This is a genomic window from Streptomyces sp. NRRL B-24085 (assembly GCF_001282115.1).
Classification (GTDB): Bacteria; Actinomycetota; Actinomycetes; order Streptomycetales; family Streptomycetaceae; genus Streptomyces.
The window spans coordinates 11,947-32,230 of sequence record NZ_LJBR01000221.1; the positions used below are offsets into that span (position 1 = coordinate 11,947).

25 protein-coding genes and 1 pseudogene are annotated in these 20,284 nt (G+C 72.3%); 19 read left to right on the forward strand and 7 right to left on the reverse strand.

Features of this window, described 5'->3' with window-relative positions:
• The first annotated feature begins 71 nt into the window (after positions 1-71).
• The 13 genes from AOJ26_RS23635 to AOJ26_RS23695 all read left to right on the forward strand — a co-directional run bounded on the left by AOJ26_RS23635 (position 72) and on the right by AOJ26_RS23695 (position 10,138).
• Entirely contained in the window at positions 72-1,910 is a 1,839-nt protein-coding gene (locus AOJ26_RS23635; protein ID WP_053850355.1) for an NAD(P)/FAD-dependent oxidoreductase, read from the forward strand.
• Positions 1,907-3,754, forward strand: a complete 1,848-nt coding sequence (locus AOJ26_RS23640) for a transketolase (RefSeq protein ID WP_053850356.1) — start codon at positions 1,907-1,909, stop codon at positions 3,752-3,754. Before AOJ26_RS23635 ends, AOJ26_RS23640 begins: the two co-directional genes overlap by 4 nt.
• Entirely contained in the window at positions 3,751-4,680 is a 930-nt protein-coding gene (gene ligD / locus AOJ26_RS23645; protein WP_053850357.1) for a non-homologous end-joining DNA ligase, read from the forward strand. Before AOJ26_RS23640 ends, ligD begins: the two co-directional genes overlap by 4 nt.
• Positions 4,681-4,724: 44 nt before the next feature.
• Complete coding sequence (locus AOJ26_RS23650; RefSeq protein WP_078960008.1) at positions 4,725-5,093, forward strand: gas vesicle protein; 369 nt, start codon at positions 4,725-4,727, stop codon at positions 5,091-5,093.
• Between the two features lie 61 nt (positions 5,094-5,154).
• Positions 5,155-5,583 (forward strand): gas vesicle structural protein GvpA, encoded by a 429-nt coding sequence (locus AOJ26_RS23655; RefSeq protein WP_053850358.1) that lies wholly within the window; start codon positions 5,155-5,157, stop codon positions 5,581-5,583.
• Positions 5,580-6,350, forward strand: coding sequence for a GvpL/GvpF family gas vesicle protein (locus AOJ26_RS23660; protein WP_053850359.1), 771 nt, complete (start codon positions 5,580-5,582; stop codon positions 6,348-6,350). The genes AOJ26_RS23655 and AOJ26_RS23660 overlap by 4 nt, the downstream gene beginning before the upstream one ends.
• Positions 6,351-6,355: 5 nt before the next feature.
• The gene (locus tag AOJ26_RS23665) at positions 6,356-6,619 is read left to right on the forward strand and encodes a gas vesicle protein GvpG (protein WP_053850360.1); all 264 of its coding nucleotides are present in this window, start codon (positions 6,356-6,358) and stop codon (positions 6,617-6,619) included.
• The gene (locus AOJ26_RS43560; protein WP_053850361.1) at positions 6,616-7,404 is read left to right on the forward strand and encodes a hypothetical protein; all 789 of its coding nucleotides are present in this window, start codon (positions 6,616-6,618) and stop codon (positions 7,402-7,404) included. Before AOJ26_RS23665 ends, AOJ26_RS43560 begins: the two co-directional genes overlap by 4 nt.
• Positions 7,404-8,567, forward strand: coding sequence for an SRPBCC family protein (locus AOJ26_RS23675; protein ID WP_053850362.1), 1,164 nt, complete (start codon positions 7,404-7,406; stop codon positions 8,565-8,567). Before AOJ26_RS43560 ends, AOJ26_RS23675 begins: the two co-directional genes overlap by 1 nt.
• Positions 8,564-8,905: a gas vesicle protein gene (locus tag AOJ26_RS23680; protein WP_053850363.1), complete on the forward strand. Its 342-nt coding sequence runs from the start codon at positions 8,564-8,566 to the stop codon at positions 8,903-8,905. The genes AOJ26_RS23675 and AOJ26_RS23680 overlap by 4 nt, the downstream gene beginning before the upstream one ends.
• Positions 8,902-9,672, forward strand: a complete 771-nt coding sequence (locus AOJ26_RS23685; protein ID WP_053850364.1) for a GvpL/GvpF family gas vesicle protein — start codon at positions 8,902-8,904, stop codon at positions 9,670-9,672. Before AOJ26_RS23680 ends, AOJ26_RS23685 begins: the two co-directional genes overlap by 4 nt.
• On the forward strand, positions 9,669-9,857 hold the full coding sequence (locus AOJ26_RS23690; protein WP_037706474.1) for a gas vesicle protein: 189 nt from the start codon (positions 9,669-9,671) through the stop codon (positions 9,855-9,857). The genes AOJ26_RS23685 and AOJ26_RS23690 overlap by 4 nt, the downstream gene beginning before the upstream one ends.
• Entirely contained in the window at positions 9,854-10,138 is a 285-nt protein-coding gene (locus tag AOJ26_RS23695; protein WP_053850365.1) for a gas vesicle protein K, read from the forward strand. The genes AOJ26_RS23690 and AOJ26_RS23695 overlap by 4 nt, the downstream gene beginning before the upstream one ends.
• 12 nt (positions 10,139-10,150) lie before the next feature.
• On the opposite strand, the gene AOJ26_RS23700 is transcribed toward AOJ26_RS23695, so the two are convergent.
• The 3 genes from AOJ26_RS23700 to AOJ26_RS23710 all read right to left on the reverse strand — a co-directional run bounded on the left by AOJ26_RS23700 (position 10,151) and on the right by AOJ26_RS23710 (position 12,803).
• Positions 10,151-10,321, reverse strand: coding sequence for a hypothetical protein (locus AOJ26_RS23700; protein ID WP_053850366.1), 171 nt, complete (start codon positions 10,319-10,321; stop codon positions 10,151-10,153).
• Positions 10,322-10,363: 42 nt separating this feature from the next.
• Positions 10,364-11,209 (reverse strand): class I SAM-dependent methyltransferase, encoded by an 846-nt coding sequence (locus AOJ26_RS23705; RefSeq protein WP_053850367.1) that lies wholly within the window; start codon positions 11,207-11,209, stop codon positions 10,364-10,366.
• A gap of 100 nt (positions 11,210-11,309) precedes the next feature.
• Positions 11,310-12,803 (reverse strand): bifunctional phosphatase PAP2/diacylglycerol kinase family protein, encoded by a 1,494-nt coding sequence (locus AOJ26_RS23710; RefSeq protein ID WP_053850368.1) that lies wholly within the window; start codon positions 12,801-12,803, stop codon positions 11,310-11,312.
• Between the two features lie 153 nt (positions 12,804-12,956).
• Between AOJ26_RS23710 and AOJ26_RS23715 the strand changes: the two genes are divergently transcribed.
• Positions 12,957-14,579, forward strand: a complete 1,623-nt coding sequence (locus AOJ26_RS23715) for an ABC-F family ATP-binding cassette domain-containing protein (RefSeq protein WP_053850369.1) — start codon at positions 12,957-12,959, stop codon at positions 14,577-14,579.
• Positions 14,580-14,609: 30 nt separating this feature from the next.
• Here AOJ26_RS23715 and AOJ26_RS23720 read toward each other — a convergent pair whose 3' ends face one another.
• Complete coding sequence (locus AOJ26_RS23720) at positions 14,610-15,713, reverse strand: Vms1/Ankzf1 family peptidyl-tRNA hydrolase (protein ID WP_053850370.1); 1,104 nt, start codon at positions 15,711-15,713, stop codon at positions 14,610-14,612.
• 66 nt (positions 15,714-15,779) lie between these two features.
• Here AOJ26_RS23720 and AOJ26_RS23725 point away from each other — a divergent pair, with 66 nt between their 5' ends.
• Complete coding sequence (locus AOJ26_RS23725; RefSeq protein WP_053850371.1) at positions 15,780-16,061, forward strand: DUF6158 family protein; 282 nt, start codon at positions 15,780-15,782, stop codon at positions 16,059-16,061.
• 148 nt (positions 16,062-16,209) lie between these two features.
• Here AOJ26_RS23725 and AOJ26_RS23730 read toward each other — a convergent pair whose 3' ends face one another.
• From AOJ26_RS23730 to AOJ26_RS23740, 3 genes are read right to left on the reverse strand one after another with little or no spacing between them, the layout of a single operon-like run.
• Positions 16,210-16,752: a type 1 glutamine amidotransferase domain-containing protein gene (locus AOJ26_RS23730; RefSeq protein ID WP_053850372.1), complete on the reverse strand. Its 543-nt coding sequence runs from the start codon at positions 16,750-16,752 to the stop codon at positions 16,210-16,212.
• A 35-nt stretch (positions 16,753-16,787) separates the two neighbouring features.
• Complete coding sequence (locus AOJ26_RS23735) at positions 16,788-17,222, reverse strand: CBS domain-containing protein (RefSeq protein ID WP_179200310.1); 435 nt, start codon at positions 17,220-17,222, stop codon at positions 16,788-16,790.
• A complete protein-coding gene (locus tag AOJ26_RS23740; protein WP_053850373.1) occupies positions 17,219-17,605 on the reverse strand; it encodes a DUF2795 domain-containing protein in 387 nt (128 codons plus the stop codon). The genes AOJ26_RS23735 and AOJ26_RS23740 overlap by 4 nt, the downstream gene beginning before the upstream one ends.
• A 123-nt stretch (positions 17,606-17,728) precedes the next feature.
• Between AOJ26_RS23740 and AOJ26_RS43565 the strand changes: the two genes are divergently transcribed.
• The 4 genes and pseudogenes from AOJ26_RS43565 to AOJ26_RS44535 all read left to right on the forward strand — a co-directional run.
• Complete coding sequence (locus tag AOJ26_RS43565) at positions 17,729-17,905, forward strand: hypothetical protein (RefSeq protein ID WP_159044377.1); 177 nt, start codon at positions 17,729-17,731, stop codon at positions 17,903-17,905.
• A gap of 345 nt (positions 17,906-18,250) precedes the next feature.
• Entirely contained in the window at positions 18,251-19,048 is a 798-nt protein-coding gene (locus AOJ26_RS23745; protein WP_053850374.1) for an RNA polymerase sigma factor SigF, read from the forward strand.
• Between the two features lie 209 nt (positions 19,049-19,257).
• Positions 19,258-20,001: a hypothetical protein gene (locus tag AOJ26_RS23750; RefSeq protein WP_053850375.1), complete on the forward strand. Its 744-nt coding sequence runs from the start codon at positions 19,258-19,260 to the stop codon at positions 19,999-20,001.
• A pseudogene (locus AOJ26_RS44535) lies at positions 19,970-20,284 on the forward strand (pyridoxal phosphate-dependent aminotransferase); the annotation flags it as partial. The gene AOJ26_RS23750 and the pseudogene AOJ26_RS44535, both read left to right, overlap by 32 nt.

Genomic DNA, 20,284 nt, shown 5'->3' on the forward strand with positions numbered 1-20,284 from the left:
CGGCGTTTGGGCGCACCGGGCAGGGGGACGCGGAAGGCTCCCGAGGTACGCGACAGCCCCGGAGGCGAACCGTGAGTCGACCCCGCATCGTGATCGTCGGTGCCGGCTTCGCCGGGTACCGGACGGCCAAGGAACTGTCCCGAAAAGCCCGCGGCAAGGCCGACATCACCCTGCTGAACCCGACCGACTACTTCCTGTACCTGCCCCTGCTGCCCCAGGTCGCCGCCGGCCTCCTGGAACCCCGGCGGGTGACCGTCTCCCTCTCCGACACCCTGCCGCGGGTGCGGCTGGTGCTCGGCGAGGCCGACGGCATCGACCTGGACGCCCGCACCGTCCACTACACCGACCCCGAGGGCGGCCGTGGCACCCTCGGCTACGACCGGCTGGTGCTGGCCGCCGGCAGCGTCAACAAGCTGCTGCCCATCCCCGGCGTCGCCGAGCACGCGCACGGCTTCCGGGGCCTGCCGGAGGCGCTGTACCTGCGCGACCACGTGACCCGGCAGGTGGAGCTGGCAGCGGCCGCCGACGATCCGGAGACCTGCGCCGCCCGGTGCACCTTCGTCGTGGTCGGCGCGGGCTACACCGGGACCGAGGTCGCCGCGCACGGGCAGCTCTTCACCGACGCGCAGGTGCGCAGGCACCCGCTGCGCAAGGGCATGCGGCCGCGCTGGATCCTCCTGGACGTCGCCGAGCGGGTGCTGCCCGAGCTCGACCCGCATCTCTCCCGTACCGCCGACCGCACGCTCAGGGAGCGGGGCGTGGAGGTGCGGATGGGCACCTCCGTGAAGGAGGCCACGCCGGAGGGGGTGCTGCTGACCGACGGCGAGTTCGTCGCGACCCGGTCGCTGGTGTGGTGCGTGGGCGTACGGCCCGATCCGCTCGCCGAGTCGCTCGGACTGCCCATGGAGCGCGGCCGGCTGCTCGTCGACCCGAACCTCCAAGTGCCGGGCCGGCCCGAGGTGTTCGCGTGCGGTGACGCGGCCGCGGTGCCCGATCTGGAGAACCCGGGGCAGTACACGCCGATGACGGCGCAGCACGCCTGGCGGCAGGGCCGCGTCGCGGCCCTCAACGTCGCCGCCTCGCTGGGAGCCGGGGTGCGCCGCCCCTACGAGCACCGGGACCTGGGCTTCGTCGTGGACCTCGGCGGTGCGAAGGCCGCGGCCAATCCGCTCGGTGTCCCGCTGTCCGGCCTCGCGGCCGGTGCCGTCACCCGCGGCTACCACCTCGCCGCGATGCCGGGCAACCGGGTCCGGGTCGCCGCCGACTGGCTGCTGGACGCCGTACTCCCGCGCCAGGCAGTCCAGTTGGGGCTCGTGCGGTCCTGGTCGGTACCGCTGGACACCGCCTCGCCGGAAGTGGCACGGGTCCCGGGACGGCCGACGGCACGCGAGGAGGCCGAGGCACGCTCGGGGCCCGGAGCGGCGACGGAGGAGGAAACGAGGCCGGACGGACGGCCGACCGAACCGGACGGGCCCGGGAAGCCCGCGACCGAGCGGATCGAGCACGGGGAGGGCGGGGTTGTGCACGCCGAGCAGGAGGAGGCCGCGGCCGTACGGACCGGCGCGGGAGAGCCGACGGACGTGGCGAGCGCGGGCGAGGCGGTGATCGCCGAGGCGAAGGCGCGCGGGGCGGCCGACCGGCAGTCGCCTGAGCGGCGGACTTCCGGGCAGGAGCAGTCCGAGGGGCGGGCGCCCGAGCAGCAGGCTCCCGAACCCGCGACGAGCCGGCCCGGCGCCGAAGCGGCGAAGCAGCAGCCGGGACCCGAGCCCGCCAGGAACCAGCCCGCCCCCGAACCCGCCAAGAACCAGCCAGGCGGCGAACCCGCCAGGAACCAGCCCGGCGGTGAGCCGGGACAAGCCCCCGGCCCCGTCAAGCGCACTGACGCGGACCCCGCGGAAGGAGACTCATGAACACCGGTGAGCTCGTCGAACTCGCCCAGCAGTTGCGTGTGGACAGTGTGCGCGCCTCGGCCGCCGCGGGCTCCGGGCACCCCACCTCCTCGATGTCCGCCGCGGACCTGATGGCCGTACTCCTCGCGAACCACTTCCGCTACGACTTCGAGCGTCCCGCGCACCCCGGCAACGACCGCTTCGTGCTGTCCAAGGGACACGCCTCACCGCTGCTGTACGCGGCGTACAAGGCGGCCGGTGTCGTCGACGACGAGGAACTGCTGACCTTCCGCAAGCTCGACAGCCGGCTCGAAGGACATCCCACCCCGCGCAAGCTCCCCTGGGTCGAGACGGCGACCGGATCACTGGGCCAGGGCCTGCCGGTGGGCGTCGGCATCGCGCTGTCCGGGAAGAAGCTGGACCGCACCGGCTACCGCGTGTGGGTGCTGTGCGGCGACAGCGAGCTCGCCGAGGGCTCGATCTGGGAGGCCGCCGAGCACGCCGGACACGAGCACCTCGACAACCTCACCGCGATCGTGGACGTCAACCGGCTCGGCCAGCGCGGCCCCACCCGGCACGGCCACGACCTCGACGCCTACGCCCGCCGCTTCCAGGCCTTCGGCTGGCACACCGTCGAGATCGACGGGCACGACGTGGACGCCATCGACCGCGCGTACGGCGAGGCCGAGTCCACCAAGGGCCAGCCCACCGCGATCCTCGCCCGCACCCTCAAGGGCAAGGGCGTCGCCGACATCGAGGACCGCGAGGGACTGCACGGCAAGCCGCTCAAGGACGCCGACGAGGCGATCGAGGAGCTCGGCGGCGTCCGCGACCTCCGCGTCCAGGTGCACGAGCCGCCGGCCGCCCGCATCCTGCACGCCGTCCGCGCCGGGCACCTCGAACTGCCCCGCTGGGACACCGGCGAGGAAGTGGCCACCCGCGACGCCTACGGACAGGCCCTCGCAGCCCTCGGCACCGGACGCGGTGACGTGGTCGCCCTCGACGGCGAGGTCGGCGACTCGACCCGCACCGAGTACTTCGCCAAGGAACACGCCGACCGCTACTTCGAGTGCTACATCGCCGAGCAGCAGATGGTCGCGGCCGCCGTGGGACTCGCCGCGCGCGGCTGGGTGCCGTACGCCGGCACCTTCGCGGCCTTCCTCACCCGTGCCTACGACTTCGTGCGCATGGCCTCCATCAGCGGGGCCGGCATCAACCTCGTCGGCTCCCACGCGGGTGTCGCCATCGGGCAGGACGGGCCCAGCCAGATGGGCCTGGAGGACCTGGCGATGATGCGGGCCATCCACGAGTCGACCGTGCTGTACCCGTGCGACGCCAACCAGACCGCCCGCCTGGTCGCCGAGATGGCCGGCCTGGAGGGCATCCGCTACCTGCGCACGGGCCGCGGCGAGAGCCCGGTGATCTACGGCCCCGACGAGGAGTTCCCGATCGGCGGCAGCAAGGTGCTGCGCTCCTCGGACGACGACCGGCTGACGGTCGTCGCCGCGGGCGTCACCGTGCACGAGGCGCTCAAGGCCGCCGAGGCGCTGGAGCAGGAAGGCATCCGCATCAGGGTCGTCGACCTGTACTCGGTCAAGCCCGTCGACCGGGCCACCCTGCGCCGGGCCGCCGAGGACACCGGCTGCCTGCTGACCGTCGAGGACCACCGCGAGGAGGGCGGACTCGGCGACGCCGTCCTCGACGCCTTCACCGACGGCCGGCCCGTACCGCGCCTGGTGCGCCTCGCGGTCCGTACGATGCCGGGCTCGGCCTCGCCGGAGGAGTCGCTGCACGCCGCCGGCATCGACGCCGAGTCGATCGCGGCCGCCGGACGGCTTCTCGTGGAGCAGGCGATCGTGCCGTGAGCGGGGACGACGTACGGACCGTACGCGCCGGGAAGCGCACCGTGCAGGTGCACCGGCCGGACAAGGTGCTCTTCCCCGGCGGCGACGGCGCGAAGGAGTACACCAAGGGCGACCTCGTCGACTACTACCGCTCCGTCGCGCCGTTCATGCTGCCGCACCTGCGGGGCCGTCCACTGATGCTGGAACGGCATCCCGACGGCCTCACCGGGCCCCTGTTCATGCAGAAGAACACCCCGGACTCCTACCCGGAGTGGATCAGCCGGGTCGAGGTCCCGAAGGAGGGCGGCACCGTCTGCCACACCGTCTGCGACGACACCGCCACCCTCCTGTACCTCGCCGACCAGGCCTCCCTCACCCTGCACCGCTGGCTGTCCCGGGTCGGGAGCGTCGAGCGGCCGGACCGGATGGTCTTCGACCTCGACCCGGCCGGCGACGACTTCGCCCTCGTGCGCGAGGCGGCCCTGCTGCTCGGAGAACTGCTCGACGAGCTGAAGCTGCCCTCGGCGCTGATGACCACCGGCTCGCGCGGGCTCCACGTGATCGTGCCGCTCAACGGCCGGCACGACTTCGACGAGGTCCGCGAGTTCGCCAAGGACGTCGCCGACACCCTGGTCGCGGGCCACCCCGACCGGCTCACCACCGCCGCCCGCAAGAAGGACCGCGGCGACCGCCTCTACCTGGACGTACAGCGCAACGGCTACGCGCAGACCGCCGTCGCCCCTTACACCGTGCGGGCGAAACCCGGAGCGCCCGTGGCCACCCCGATGTCCTGGGACCAGCTCGACGATCCGGACCTGGACGCCCGCCGCTGGACCGTCGCCGACGCGGTCGAACAGGCCCGCACCGATCCCTGGGCCGGAGTGACGGCCAAGGGGCGCGCCCTGGGACCCGCCCGTCGCAGGTTGAACGCCTTGATGCCCTCTTGAAGGTTTGGCGAAGGAACGAGCGGCCACCCGAGGTGAGAGGTGCCATGTCGAACACAAAAAACTCATCCGAATCACAGAATTCACGGAACTCCCGCAAAGGGACAGAAGAGGACACGGAAGAGAACGTGGCGGAGAACCGGCGGCCGAAGCCCATGGAGGTGCTGCGCAACGCGCGCACCCAGCTCGCCGAGCTGACCGGCATGGCCGCCGAGAACGTGTCGTCGTTCGAACAGACGGAGGACGGCTGGTCCCTCGAGATCGAGGTCCTCGAGCTGTCCCGCGTGCCCGACACGATGAGCCTGATGGCGAGTTACCAGGTCGAGCTCGACCCGGAAGGACAGCTCACCGGCTATCGGCGCGTTCGTCGTTACGAGCGCGGACGCTCGGACGCACAGAGGCAGGGCGGCCGCTAGACCGCCGCCCCGGCACACAGACATTCATCCACCAGCACACAGAGAAGGAGGCGCGGTCGACATGACCGTTGTCCCGGCACAACAGGGCGGTGGCGGAGGCGGCTCCAGCGGCCTCTACGACGTTCTGGAACTGGTCCTCGACAGGGGTCTCGTCATCGACGCGTTCGTACGGGTCTCCCTGGTCGGCATCGAAATTCTGAAGATCGACGTACGGGTCGTGGTGGCCAGCGTCGACACGTATCTGCGCTTCGCCGAAGCGTGCAACCGGCTGGACCTGGAGTCCGGCCCGAACAAGAGCCCCGGTCTGCCCGACGTCGTCGGCTCGATCACCGAGTCGGGGGCGCGCGGCAAGTCCAAGGGCGCGCTGTCCGGCGCCGCCGAGACCATCTCCGACGCCTTCAAGCAGGCCCGCGACGGGGACGGCCAGAGCGAATCCAGGCCGCGTGCCCGTAAGTCCACCGCTTCGCGCAGGAAGGAGGAACAGGAGTGAGCACGTACGTGTACGGCATCACCGCCGCTTCCCACCCCGCGCTGCCGGAGGACCTGGTGGGGGTCGGTGATCCCGCCCTTCCGGTGCGGGTGCTGAAGGAGGGCGAGCTGGCGGCCATCGTCAGCGACGCCCCGGAAGGGCTGCGGCCCAAGCGCCGTGACCTGCTCGCCCACCAGAACGTGCTGAGCGAGGCGGGCGCGGACGGCTGCATCCTGCCCATGCGGTTCGGCAGCGTGGCCCCCGACGACGGGACCGTCACCGGGGTGCTCGGGGAACGCCAGGAGCACTACAAGGAGCGCCTGCGGACCCTTGAGGGCAAGGTCGAGTACAACGTCAAGGCCACGCACGACGAAGAGGCCGTCCTGCACCGCGTGATGTCCGACAACCCCGAGGTCCGGGCCATGACCGAGGCCAACCGGCAGGCGGGCGGCGGCAGTTACGAGGACCGCCTGCGGCTCGGCGAGATGGTCGTGGCCGCGGTCAAGGCCCGTGAGGCCGAGGACGCCGGCGAGGTGCAGCGCGCCCTGGAACCCGTGGCCGACGCGATCAGCGTGGGCCCCGAGTCCTCGGGCTGGCTGGCCAACGTGTCCTTCCTCGTGGAGCGCGACTCGGCGGCGTCCTTCCTGGACGCGGTGGACGAGCTGCGCAAGGCCCATCCGCACCTTGACCTGCGGGTCAACGGCCCGCTGCCGCCGTACAGCTTCGTCGACCCGGGCCCGGGCGAGCCCGCGGGCACCACGGTGGGCATCGACCACGCGGAGGAGTGAGCGGTGTGGGTCTCATCGGAGAGGTGCTGCTGCTGCCGTTCGCTCCGGTGCGCGGCAGCGGCTGGGTGATCAAGCAGGTGCTCAGCGAGGCGGAGCGCCTCTACTACGACCCGGCGACGGTCCGGGCCGAACTCGCCCGGCTCGAGGAGCGGCTCGAGGCGGGCGAGATCGACGAGGAGGAATTCGACCGACAGGAGGACGAGCTCCTCGAACGACTGGAGATCGGCCTGCGCGGCGGCGCGGGGACTGGCGACGGGACGACGAGATGAACCGCATGGGACTGGGCCTCGCCATAGGGGCCGGCTACGTCCTCGGACGTACGAAGAAACTGAAACTGGCTTTCGCCGTCGGCTCGGTGGTGGCCGGCAAGAAGATGAACCTGACCCCGCGGGCGGTGGCCGACCTGGTCTCCCAGCAACTGCTGAAGAACCCGCAGTTCAAGGAGATAGGCGACACGCTCCGCGAGGACCTGCGAGGCGTCGGCAAGGCGGCCTCCGGTGCCATGGTGGAGCGGCAGATCGACGCGATCGCCGACCGGCTGCACGGCCGTACCGCTCAGGTCCGCGACCAGCTCTCGGGCGTGGCCTCGAAGGCGCCGGGTCTCTCCGACGAGGAGGACGAGGAGCCCGAAGAGGACGAGGAGCCCGACGAGGAGCAGACTGGGAGCGCGGAGGCCGAGGCCGACGACGAGCCCGCCGACGAGGACGAGCCCTCGGATGAGGACGAGCCCGCCGACGAGGACGAGGACGAGCCTGTCGACGAGGACGACGACGAGCCCGCCGACGAGGACGAGCAGGACGAGGCCCCGACCGCGGCGAAGAAGACCGCCAAGAAGACCGCGAAGAAGGCCCCGGCCAAGAAGACGGCTGCGAAGAAGACCCCGGCCCGCAAGGCGCCCGCCAAGAAGACGGCGCAGGGCCAGGGCCGCTCGGCCGCCAAGAAGACGGCGGCCAAGAAGACGACGGCGAAGAAGACGGCCGCCAAGAAGACGACCGCGGCCAGGGGAGCCGGCCGGAGCACCCGCTCCCGGCTGCCGAAGGGAGGCGGTGAGTGATGACCGAGACACTCGGATCCGCCACCGACAAGGCCAAGAGCAACCCGCTCACCGACGTGGCCCACAGCGAGGCCGCCGACCGGCTCAAGGCCGAGTTGCAGGAGTACGTCGCCGCGCAGGCCCAGCGCATGCTGGTCGGTGTCGGGCGCAAGCTGGGCGAGACCACCGGCAAGCTGAACGACATCGCCGAGGGCAACAGCCCGGGCTTCGCCAAGCTCGCCCTCGACGGCGGCAAGAAGCTCGCCGAGGGCAAGGGACCGCTGCGCAGCGCGCTGGAACTCGGAGCGGGCAAGGCCAAGGACAGCGTGGTCGGCGCCTTCAAGAACCTCGGCGGCGGCAAGGGCAAGAAGAAGGGCGGCGCGGGCCAGAAGCCCACGGTGATCATCGAGTACATCGATGTCGGCGTGGATCTGCGCACGGCCTACGACCAGTGGACGCAGTACCAGGACTTCTCCACCTTCGCGAAGGGCGTCAAGAGCGCGAACCGCGCCGACGACACCCACACCGACTGGCAGATGAAGATCTTCTGGTCCAACCGCGGCTGGAAGGCGACCACCACCGAGCAGGTCCCGGACGAACGGATCCAGTGGTCGTCGGAGGGCGCCAAGGGCACGACCAAGGGCGTCGTCTCCTTCCACAAGCTCGCCGACAACCTCACCCGTGTGCTGCTTGTGATCGAGTACTACCCCCAGGGGCTGTTCGAGAAGACCGGCAACATCTGGCGCGCCCAGGGCCGCCGGGCCCGGCTCGACCTCAAGAACTTCGCCCGCTTCATCACCCTCAAGGGGGAGGCGGAGGACGGCTGGCGCGGTGAGATCCGCGACGGCGAGGTCGTCAAGAGCCACGAGGACGCGGTGGCCGAGGAGGAAGAGGCCGAGGGCTCCGAGGGCTCCGAGGAAGAGGAAGAGGAAGAGCAGGAAGGCCCGTACGCCGAGGACGAGACCGAGGACGAGACCGAGGAGGAGCCCGAGGACGAGGGCGAACCCGAGGACGAGCCCGAGGACGAGTACGAGGAGTACGACGAGGAGGAGCCCGAGGACGAGGTGGCTGAGGACGACGAGGCCGCCGAGGACGAGGTTCCCGAGGACGAGGAAGAGATGTCCGAGGAGGACGTGCCCGAGGAAGAGGAAGAGGAGTACGCCGAGGGCGGGAGCCGACGATGAGCATGCCCAGCCGGCTCCCGGATCCGTACGGACAGGGGAGTGGCGCCAACCTGGCCGACATCCTGGAGCGTGTGCTGGACAAGGGCATCGTCATCGCGGGAGACATCCGCATCAACCTGCTCGACATCGAGCTGCTCACGATCAAGCTGCGGCTCATCGTCGCCTCGGTCGACAAGGCCAAGGAGATGGGGATCGACTGGTGGGAGGACGACCCGGCGTTGTCCTCCCGCGCCCGCCGTGACGAACTCGCCCGGGAGAACAGCGAGTTGCGAGAACGGCTCGCACGCCTGGAGGAGCTGGAGCCCACCCGCCGTGCCGAGGAGGAGGAGAGTTCATGACCGGACTGCGGTACGTGTACGCCGTCTGCCGTCCCTTCGGCACCCCGTTGCAGGCCCAACTGGCCGGGGTCGCCGGTGACCCGCCCAGACTGCTGCACCACCACGGCCTGGTGGCGGTGGTCAGCCACGTACCGGAGCGGGACTTCGCCGAGGAGCCGCTCCGCAGGCATCTGGAGGACATGGACTGGCTGACCCGGACCGTGCGCGCCCACCAGAGCGTGATCGACGCGCTCACCGTCGTGACCACTCCGCTGCCGCTCCGGCTCGGCACCGTGTTCCGCGACGACAGCGGCGTCCGGGTGATGATCGAGGAACGCGAGGAAGGCTTCCGGCGCACCCTCGACCGGCTCCAGGACCGGGTGGAGTGGGGCGTCAAGGTGTACGCCGAGACGGCGGCCCCGGCAGGTTCGGAGACCGCCGAGGCACCGGCCAGGCCGGCCTCGGGGCGGGACTACCTGCGGCAGCGGCGCCAGCGGGTGCGTTCGCACGAGGAGATGTGGCAGCAGGCGGAGGCGTTCGCGACCCGGCTGCACGAAACGCTGTCGGGATATGCCGAGGACGCGCGGCTGCACGCGCCGCAGAACCCCGCGCTTTCCGGGGCCTCCGGACAGAACATTCTGAATGCCGCCTATCTCGTGCCGCGCGCCGACTCCGAGGAATTCGTGGAAATGGTGGACCGCACGAAGGACGACGTGCCGGGAATGCGGGTGGAACTCACAGGGCCCTGGGCGGCTTATTCCTTCGCGGGGGAGGAACAGCAGCCGTGACCGTCATCGAACGCCGCGAGGTGGCCCTCGTCGACCTGCTCGACCGGCTGCTGGCCGGCGGGGTCGTCATCACCGGGGACATCACCCTGCGCATCGCGGACGTCGACCTCGTCCGCATCGACCTGAACGCGCTGATCAGCTCGGTCAACGCGCAAGTTCCCTCACCGTTCGAGGAGTTGCTGTGACGGCCCGACGCAACCGGCTGGACCTGGAGCCCGACACGGTCGAGCGGGACCTGGTCAAGCTCGTGCTGACCGTCGTGGAGCTGCTGCGGCAGCTCATGGAGCGCCAGGCGCTGCGGCGGTTCGACGAGGGCGACCTGAGCGAGGAGCAGGAGGAGCGGATCGGGCTCACCCTCATGCTGCTCGACGAGCGCATGACCGAACTGCGCGAGCGGTACGGACTGCGGCCCGAGGACCTGAACCTGGACCTCGGGCCGCTCGGACCGCTGCTTCCCCGGGAGTGACGCCCGGGACCGTCACCACCTGTACCAGCGGCCCCTGCCTCCGGACGACGTCGTGCCGCGCATCAGGAATCCCAGCAGCCACAGCACCAGCACGGCCAGTGCGATCCACCACAGAATCTTCACTGCGAATCCGGCGCCGAACAGAATCAGCACCAGAAGCAGGACCAGCAGAAGCGCAACCATGATGTGTACCTCCTGCTGTCCGAGTATCCGGAATATGAAGATTCAGGCGTTTTTCCGGCACAGAATTTCTCCGTGGAGCACGCAGAACCACCCGTCGTCCTGGCGGCCCCATTTCCGCCAGGCGTCCGAGACGGCCCGCAGCTGCTCCACGGTGGCGTGGCCGCCCTCGACGGCCCGCTCCGCGTACGCAGAGGCCAGCGTGCGGTCCGCCCACAGCCCGCTCCACCACTCCCGCTCCTCGGCGGTGGAGTAGGTCCAGGTGCCGGAGGTCGCGGTGATGTCCGTCAGCCCGGCCCGCAGCGCCCACGACTTCAGCCGCCGGCCGGCGTCCGGCTCCCCGCCGTTGGCCCGGGCCACCCGGCGGTACAGGTCCAGCCAGTCGTCCAGCCCCGCGGACCCGGGGTACCAGGTCATGGCCGCGTAGTCCGAGTCACGCACCGCGACGAACCCGCCCGGCCTGGTCACCCGCACCATCTCGCGCAGTGCCCGCACCGGGTCCCCGACGTGCTGGAGCACCTGGTGGGCGTGGACGACGCAGAAGGTGTCGTCCGGGAAGTCCAGCGCGTGCACGTCGGCGACCGCGAAGTCGACGTTGCCGAGTCCGCGCGCGGCGGCCGTCTCCCGGGCCCGGTCCAGGACGCCGGGCGCGTGGTCGACGCCGGTGACGTGTCCGTCCGGGACCAGGGCGGCGAGGTCGGCGGTGATCGTGCCCGGCCCGCAGCCGATGTCCAGGATCCGCATGTGGGGCTTCAGCGAACCGAGCAGGTAGGCCGCGGAGTTGGCGGCGGTGCGCCAGGTGTGCGAACGCAGTACGGACTCGTGGTGGCCGTGTGTGTAGACGGCGGTCTCCCGCGGCTTCTCCTGCTGTGTCTCCGGCGATGTCGGCATGACGGGGCTCCCCTTCTCGACAGGTCCGTCGGTACGCAGAACCGTACGCCCGCATGTCGAATGGTGAGACCCCTGTATTGGCATGTGGACTGACTGGTCGTCAGTTCCCGGGCAACGGGCGGTACACGGTGAGCGCCTCGGGCAGCTTCTCCAGGGTCACCTCGCCCTGCACCTCGGTCACCTCGCCGTCGTAGGCGAGCAGCGTGCCCGGCGCGACACCCGTCAGACGCAGCCGTCCCACCTGGACCGCCGCGTGCGCGGGGGAGCGGGTCAGCGGACCCGCGACGGCCGCGGCGAGCAGGCGCAGCGCGGGCCGGCGCCCGCCGTGCACCACCCGCACGTCGAACCGGCCGTCGGCGAGGTCGGTGCGGCGGCCGGGGGCGAGCCCCATCCGGTGATAGGTGCCGTTGCCCACGAACAGCAGCCACAGCGGCCGGGTCCGGCCGCCGAACTCGGCCTCCAGCGGATGCCGGTCGGCCCGCAGCACCCGCAGCGCCCCGAGCACCCCGGCCGGCCAGCCGCCGATCCGGCCCGACCAGCGCTCCCGCTCCCGCACCAGCTCCGGGTACACGCCGAGGCTGCACCCGTTGACGAAGACGCCCTCCCGGCCGTCGCTGACGTACCGGCCCACGTCGACGCGCACGGCCTCGCCCTGGCGGACCGCCCTGGTGAGATCGCGCGCGCCCTCCACCCCGAGGTCGTAGGCGAAGTGGTTCAGGGTGCCGCCCGGCAGTACCGCGAGGGGCACGCCGTGCCGCAGGGCGATCTCGGCGGCCGCGTTGACCGTGCCGTCGCCGCCGCACACGCCCAGCACCGTGGCACGGGCCGCGGCCTTCTCCAACTCGGCCCGCACATCGGTCGGTTCGCACTCGACGATCTCGGCCATCGGCAGCCCGTCGTGCAGGGCGCGCACCCGGTCGGCGGTGCCCGAGGCGGTGTTCGCCACCATCACCAGACCCTCGCCCTGCGGCAGCGCGGGAACCTCCGCGCGGGGCCGGGCCGGCGGCACGACCTGGGCGCGGGTGGGCACCAGGCCCCGTACGGCGAACGCGGCGCCCGCGCCGAGGGCCGCGCCGGCCACGACGTCGCTCGGGAAGTGCATGCCCGTGTACACCCGGGACAGCGCGACGGACCAGGCGATCGGGCCCACCGCCGCGCCCCATGCCGGGGACTCCAGCGCCACGCCGGTCGCGAAGGCGGCCGCTGAGGCGGCATGCCCGGAGGGGAACGAGGTGGTGATCGGCCGGCGTCCCAGCTGCCGGGCCGCCGGGACCGGGTCCAGGCCGGGGCGGGTGCGGCGCACCGAGCGCTTGCCGAGGGTGTTGACGGTCAGGGAGGCCAGGGTCAGGGAGGCGAGACCGCGGGCGGCGGCCCTGCGGGACCTGGGGGTGCGGCTCGCGGCCATCGCGGCGGCGGTGGCGAACCAGAGGACGCCGTGGTTCGCGCTCCTGCTCAGCCGGGGCAGCACCGGCTCGGCCGCGGGCCAGTTCCGGGCGGCCGCGAACGCGAAGAGCCGGGAGTCCAGGGCGAGCAGGCGGTCGCGCAGCGGGCGCGCGCCGGTGCGCAGGGCGGTGAGATCAACGTCTGGGCTCATGCCCTTGCGGGTACCCGCCGACGGGCTGCTTGGTCGGTGCCGTCTGCGGGCCGCATGTGGCTGGTCGCGCAGTTCCCCGCGCCCCTGAGCGGGATGCGGTGCCGTGGTTTATGCGTTTGCCCAGGTCTTGCCTCTGCACCGACAATGCGCCCCATGGGACATCTGGAAGCCGCACATCTCGAGTACTACCTCCCCGACGGGAGGGCGCTGCTCGGCGATGTGTCGTTCCGGGTGGGCGAAGGGGCCGTGGTGGCCCTCGTCGGGCCGAACGGCGCGGGGAAGACCACCTTGCTGCGGCTGATCTCCGGCGAGCTCAAGCCGCACGGCGGGACGGTCACCGTGAGCGGCGGCCTAGGGGTGATGCGCCAGTTCGTGGGGTCCGTACGGGACGAGACGACCGTACGGGACCTGCTCGTGTCGGTCGCGCCGCCCGGCATCCGGGAGGCCGCGCAGGCCGTCGACCGGGCCGAGCACCTGATCATGACCGTCGACGACGAGGCCGCCCAGCTGAAGTACGCGCAGGCGCTGTCGGACTGGGCCGAGGTGCGCGGGTACGAGTCCGAGACGCTCTGGGACATGTGCACGACGGCCGCGCTCGGGGTGCCCTACGACAAGGCGCAGTTCCGGCAGGTGCGGACGCTGTCCGGCGGTGAGCAGAAGCGGCTCGTGCTGGAGGCGCTGCTGCGCGGCACGGACGAGGTGCTGCTGCTGGACGAGCCGGACAACTACCTCGACGTGCCCGGCAAGCGCTGGCTGGAGGAGCGGCTCGCGGAGACCCGCAAGACCGTCCTGTTCGTCTCCCACGACCGGGAACTGCTGTCCCGGGCCGCCGAGAAGATCGTCTCCGTGGAACCCTCGCCCACGGGTGCGGACGCCTGGGTGCACGGCGGCGGGTTCGCCACCTACCACGAGGCGCGGCGCGAACGCTTCGCGCGCTTCGAGGAGTTGCGCCGACGCTGGGACGAGAAGCACGCCCAGCTCAAGAAGCTGGTGCTGAACCTCCGCCAGGCGGCCAGCATCAGCCACGAGCTGTCCTCCCGCTACCAGGCGGCCCAGACCCGCCTACGCAAGTTCGAGGAGGCCGGACCGCCGCCCGAGCCGCCGCGCGAGCAGGACATCACCATGCGCCTCAGGGGCGGCCGCACCGGCGTAAGGGCCGTCACCTGCAAGGGACTTGAACTGACCGGCCTGATGAAGCCCTTCGACCTGGAGGTCTTCTACGGCGAACGGGTCGCGGTCCTCGGCTCCAACGGCTCCGGAAAGTCGCACTTCCTGCGACTGCTGGCGGGGGACACCACCGTCGCCCACACAGGACAGTGGAAGCTCGGGGCGCGGGTCGTGCCCGGCCACTTCGCGCAGACCCACGCCCACCCCGAGCTGTTCGGCCGCACCCTCCTCGACATCCTCTGGAAGGAGCACGCCCAGGACCGCGGCGCCGCGATGTCCCGGCTGCGCCGCTACGAGCTGACCGGACAGGCCGAGCAGAGCTTCGACCGGCTCTCCGGAGGCCAGCAGGCCCGCTTCCAGATCCTGCTGCTGGAGCTCCAGGGCGTCACCGCGCTGCTTCTGGACGAGCCCACAGACAACCTCGACCTGGAGTCCGCCGAGGCCCTCCAGGAGGGCCTGGAGGCCTTCGACGGCACCGTCCTCGCGGTCACCCACGACCGCTGGTTCGCGCGGTCCTTCGACCGGTACCTCGTCTTCGGCTCGGACGGACGGGTGCGCGAGACGCCGGAGCCGGTCTGGGACGAACGACGCGTCGAACGGGCCCGGTGACCGACGGCCACCGGACCCGTCCGCAGCCTCTCAGACCCAGCGCAGCAGGGCGCCCAGGCCGCCCACCGGGGCCTCCTCGGATACCGGCGTCACCGACAGCGCCGGGGCGCCCGTCGCCACCGCCGACCTGATCAGCGCGTCGTCCGCGCGCACCGACCAGGTGGTCTGCTCACCGAGGATCGTCAGATCCGTGCGGCGCACCGCCACCTGGTCCGGGTCCTCCCCGGCCCAGACCCCGCGGTGCGCGTCGGGCCCGTCCGGACGGATCAGGAGCTCGTCGATACGGTGCTCACGCGCGGCCTCGACCAGCGCGGCAACGCCCTCCACGGCCCCCGGACGGCCGTCGTCGCCCGGCGCGCGAGCCGCGAGGAACCGTTCCAGCTCCCGCTCCGCGCGCCGCCGTACGTGCTCGGCGCGGGCCCGCTCCACGTCCTCGTCGAGCAGCCGGCTCCCGGCACCGTGCCCGGCCTCCACGACCCGGCCGTGCAGCCGCTTCGGCAGCCGCTCGTGCACCGACCGCTTCTCCCGCCCCTCACCGACCAGGACCAGCAGATCGGCACCGGTCTCCTCCTGGCAGACGGCGAGCGCGTCGGCGATCTCGGCCGCGTTGTGCTCCCAGGTGTTCTCCATCCGCAGCTGGAAGTGCCGCTCCGACCAGTCCGAGCTGCTCGTCCCGTGCACGGGCCACCGCCTGCCGGTGACCGACCCCGCGCCCTGCCGGCCGAGCGCCCCGCGCAGCTCGAAGTCGGCGCCCTTGCGGTCGACGTACGCCACCACGCACACCGGGTCCTCCCCGGCCAGTTCCAGAAGGGGCGCGGTGTGCGGCAGCGGGGCCCAGCGCACCAGGCTGCCTTCCGGGGACCTGGTCAGGGGCGGGTCCAGGACCACCTCGCCGGCCCGTGCGAAGACGGCCCGGCCGTGCGGTTCGGACGAGTGCCGCAGCTCCTCCAGCGCCTCCCGCACGGCCACGCAGGTCCTCTCGTCGGCGCCCTGCGCGGACAGCTCGCGGGACACCGCCACCGCCGCCAGATGCCGTTCGTGGGGGGTGTCCTCCGTGTGCCGTGAGGTGTCGACGTACACGGAGGCCCAGGGGCCCGGATGTTCGTAGAGTGGACGCAGGAAAGCGAGATCCATCGGTTCCCTCCCGGATGCCGCTCGGGGGCAGTGCGGTAATGCTTGCGGGGCGGGTACCCGAAGCACATGAACGAACACGACGAGCGGACCACCACCATGACCGGAGTCGACCCCAGCCAGTTGGACGACCAGCAGCTCATGAAAGAGCTGGAGACCATCCACCGCACCCGGCACGAGACCCTGCTCCACGGCTCGAACGACGCGCTCAGCACGCACAACGAGCGCATGGCCCGGCTCGAGGGCGAGTACCTGCGCCGAAACCCGCGCCGGACGGTGGCCGCGGGCCGGACGCGCGAGGGCGCCCGGGAGCGCGGGTCGGGGGAGTCGGCGACGCCGGCGCTGGACTGACCGTGCGCACCCCGGGAGCAGCCGAAGGCGGCCTGCCGATCCCCTGATCAGCAGGCCGCCGGTGCGCTGCCCGGAGGGCTCAGTGGCGCGTCGGTTCCCGGCGCCGGTGCGCGGCGGTCGCCGCCGCGGACGCGGCCGGGAGTCCCGTCTAGGCGGCCTCCTTCGCGAACACGTCGAGGAACGTCTCGCAGAACGCCTTGAGGTCGTCCGGCTTACGGCTGGTGACCAGTTTGTTGTCGCCGTGGTCGCAGACCTTCACCTGCTCGTCCACCCAGGTGCCGCCCGCGTTGCGGATGTCCGTCCGCAGACTCGGCCAGGAGGTGAGCACCCGGCCCCGTACGACGTCCGCCTCGACGAGCGTCCACGGCGCGTGGCAGATCGCCGCCACCGGGCGGCCCTGTGTGAAGAAGTCCCGCACGAACGCCACGGCCTTCTCGTCCATCCGCAGGAAGTCCGGGTTCGCCACCCCGCCGGGCAGCACCAGAGCGCCGAAGGAGTCCGCGGACGTCTCGCCCACGACCTCCTGCACGGGGAAGGTGTCCGCCTTGTCGAGATGGTTGAACGCCTGGATCTTGCCGGCCTCCGTCGAGACGAGCACGGGTTCGTGCTCCGCGTCCACCGCCGCCTGCCACGGATCGGTGAGCTCGATCTGCTCGACGCCCTCGGGTGCGGTCAGAAACGCGATGCGCATGATGATTCAACGTCCTTTCCTGGAAGACCTTTTCCTCATACGGGTTCCCCGCCGTCCGGGTCCGCGCGGCTGATGTCGGCGAGCGCCGAGCCCGGGTCGCGGGCCTCCGCGATGTCGCCGAGGCTCACCATGCCGACCGGCAGACCGTCCTCGACGACCGGCAGCCGCCGCACGGCGTGGGCCCGCATCAGCGCGGCCGCCTGCGTCACCGGGTCGCCGGGGGCGACCGTCAGCGGGTCCGGCGTGCACACCGACCCGGCGCTCACCGTCAGCGGGTCCACGCCGTCGGCGACCGCCCGGACCGTGATGTCCCGGTCGGTGAGCATCCCCACCACGTGCTGACCGTCGGCCACGACGACATCGCCGATGTCCTGCGCGCGCATCAGCCGCGCCGCCTCGACCAGCGAGGCGTCCGGGCGGACGGCCACCACCCCGGGCGTCATCACGTCCCGGACGAGCTCCGCCGTCACGGGGTGCCCTCCGTCCGGGTCAGTGCCCGCGCCAGCTCCTGCACCGTGGCGTAGTTCTCCTTGCGCGGCAGGCCCTCCACCGCCTCGGTGAGGGGGTCGGGGGCGTTCTTGCGGCGCAGCACCCGCGCCAGCTCTCCGGGAGCGGCGGGGAACGAGCTGCGGCCCAGGAGCCGGGCCAGCTCCAGCCGGACGGTCTCAAGGGACGCCCCGTCGCTGCCCGGCGTCACGGGTCCGCCCCAGACCTGCGGATCGTCGTCGGCGGTCGGCTCCGGATCGTGCCACTCCTCGGTCCGGGTGGGGTGCCCGGAGCGGAGCAGTCCCTGGAGTTCGTGCTTCATCTCGTCGTCGCGGTGGCGGCTCAGCCGGTCGCTGCCTCGCTGCATGTCTCCCTCCAGATCTTCGGGGTCCGCACCGCGTACCCGTGCACCGGAGGCCGACACGGGGTTTGCCGGACAGAAGTCGGGAGACCCGTTCACGACCCCCCGCGCACCTCCCTTGGGAAGGACATGGCGATGGTGCTCCTCGCCGCGCTCATACCGATCCTCATGCTCGCCGCCGTGCTCGCGCTGGGCAGGTACGAGGAAGTCATGCTGCCGGAGCCCGAGGGCGACCGGCTCGAACCGGCCGCGCTCCCGACGGCTGCTTCTCCCGCCCCGGCGGGAACTCCCGCACCTTCGCCCTGAGGCCCTGCCTCCCCCTGGGCCTCCCCCTGGACGCCCGCACCGCCGGAGACACGGCCGCGCCCCGCTCGCGCAGCCTGTGGAGGACGTGGTCGGACACCTCGGCGCCCGTGGGCCGACCTCCCGGCCACAGACGGCACAGGCAGCCGTACGGGTCCCCGTGGGGGCGAGCGGAAAACCCGGCCGGGGTTTGCCCCGCGGGGCCGGGGGCAGGCGCACTCACAGTGCTTCGGACCGGAGGCACGTCCGTGGGAGCGGCGATCGGCCGCCACGGCCGCGCCTGTCCGCACACGGAAGCGCCCCCCGCCGATCGTCCACCAGAGCACGATCCAGGGAGTTGCGACGCACATGCCCACTCCAGTGAGCGCGAAGCACCACCCGCACGACGACGCACCCGACACCGCCGAGGCATTCCGCAGGCTCGCCGCGCTGCCCCCGGGACCAGAGCGCGACACCCTGCGCGGACGGGTCGTCGAGGCCTGGCTGCCCATGGCCCACCGGCTCGCCGGCCGCTTCCGCAGCCGGGGCGAGAGCTACGACGACCTGTGCCAGGTCGCCGCCCTCGGCCTCGTCAAGGCCGTCGACCGCTACGACCCCGAGCGCGGCAACGCCTTCGAGAGCTACGCCGTGCCCACCATCACCGGCGAGATCAAGCGGCACTTCCGGGACCACATGTGGACCCTGCACGTGCCGCGCCGGGTCCAGGACCTGCGCAACCGCGTCCGCATCGCCTCCCAGGACCTCGCCCAGACCATCCCGGGGCGCGGGCCCACGGTCGCCGAGATCGCCGAGCACGCGAACATGAGCGAGGAGGACGTCCTGGTCGGCCTGGAGGCCCTGGACAGCTTCACGGCCCTCTCCCTGGACGCCGGACTGCCCGGCAGCGAGGACGGCTACTCGCTCGCCGACGCCCTCGGCTCGGCCGACCCGGCGCTGGACACGGTCGTCGACCGCGAGTCCGTCAAGCCCCGGCTGGCCGCCCTGCCGGAGCGGGAGCGCGCCATCCTCTACATGCGCTTCTTCGGCGACATGACCCAGAGCCGGATCGCCGAGCAGCTCGGCATCTCCCAGATGCACGTGTCCCGGCTGATCAGCCGCTGCTGCGGACGGATGCGCGAGGAGATCATGCGCGACGCCGCCGGCTGACCCGGGCACGCCGCGGGAACCGGTCCCGCGGCGTCCGGGGTCACCCACTCGGCCCTCCCCGTCCCGCCAATGGCCTCCGGCCGCGCGCGGGACGGGGAGGGCCGGGCTGTGATGGCCGTGGGTGCGACCGTCGTGCCCTCGGCCCGGTCGTCGAGACCCCGACGCCCGACGACGGGCCCCCGCAGCCGTCGGCCGAAGGAGTCCGCCCCATGCGCCGCACTGCCCGTCTCCGGGCCCTGTCCGTCGTCCTGCCCGCACTCGGGATCGCCCTGGGCGCCGCCGCGCCGAGCGCCTACGCGGATCCGGCCGCGGAGGTCAGCCCGAGCAGTGTCCAGCCGGGCGGCAGCGTCACCGTGTCCGTCTCCTGCGATCCCGGCACCGGGACACCGCCCGCCACCGTCGACGCCACCTCGGACGCCTTCGAGTCGCAGACCGTACGGCTCCAGTTGGTGCCCGGCGACGACGACCAGGTCTCCGGCCCCGCGTACAGCGGCACCGCGCGGATCTCCGCCGACCCGGACCTCCAGGACGGTACGGGCGGTGACGGCACGGACTCCGCGTGGACCGTCGACGGCACCTGCCCGACCTCGGACCGCGCGGCGGGCAAGGCATGGACCGCCACCTTCACCGTCACCCAAGGCACCGGCACCACTACCGGAAACACCACCGGCACCAGCCACCGCCCGTGCCCGCCGCCGCGCACCGAGACGCACGCCGAGCCGCGCACCGAGACGTACACCGAGCCGCGCACCGAGCCGCGGACCGAGAGCTGCGGCACCGCGGTCGTCCAGAGGCCCGTCCGGGCCGGCCAGGGCGGCTCCTTCACCGACTCCGTGCCCGCCCTGGTCGCCGGCGGACTGCTGATCGCGGGCGCCGCCGCGGGCGCCGTGTACCGGCTGCGCCGCAAGGCCCCCGGCACCGATGTCCAGGATCGAAACCTCACCTCCGTGTGACAGGCGCAACCCGCGCGGGCGCCCATGGGACGACCGTCCGGTGGGTACGCGGAGCACGGGGAGCGCGCCAGGCGCGAGGGGACGAGACGGCGGACAGCGCCTTGCGGAGGTGACCATGCGGACCGACCCGGAAGGCCACGGCCCCGTCCGCTACGGCCCTCCGCTGCCCGACGACGGGCTGCCCGTCCTGCCCGACCTCGCCGCCGTGCTCGCCGCCGCGGCCGCCCGCCCCCGCGCCGAACCGGCCGGCGGCGGCACCAGCCTCCAGCAGGCCGCCTGCGGC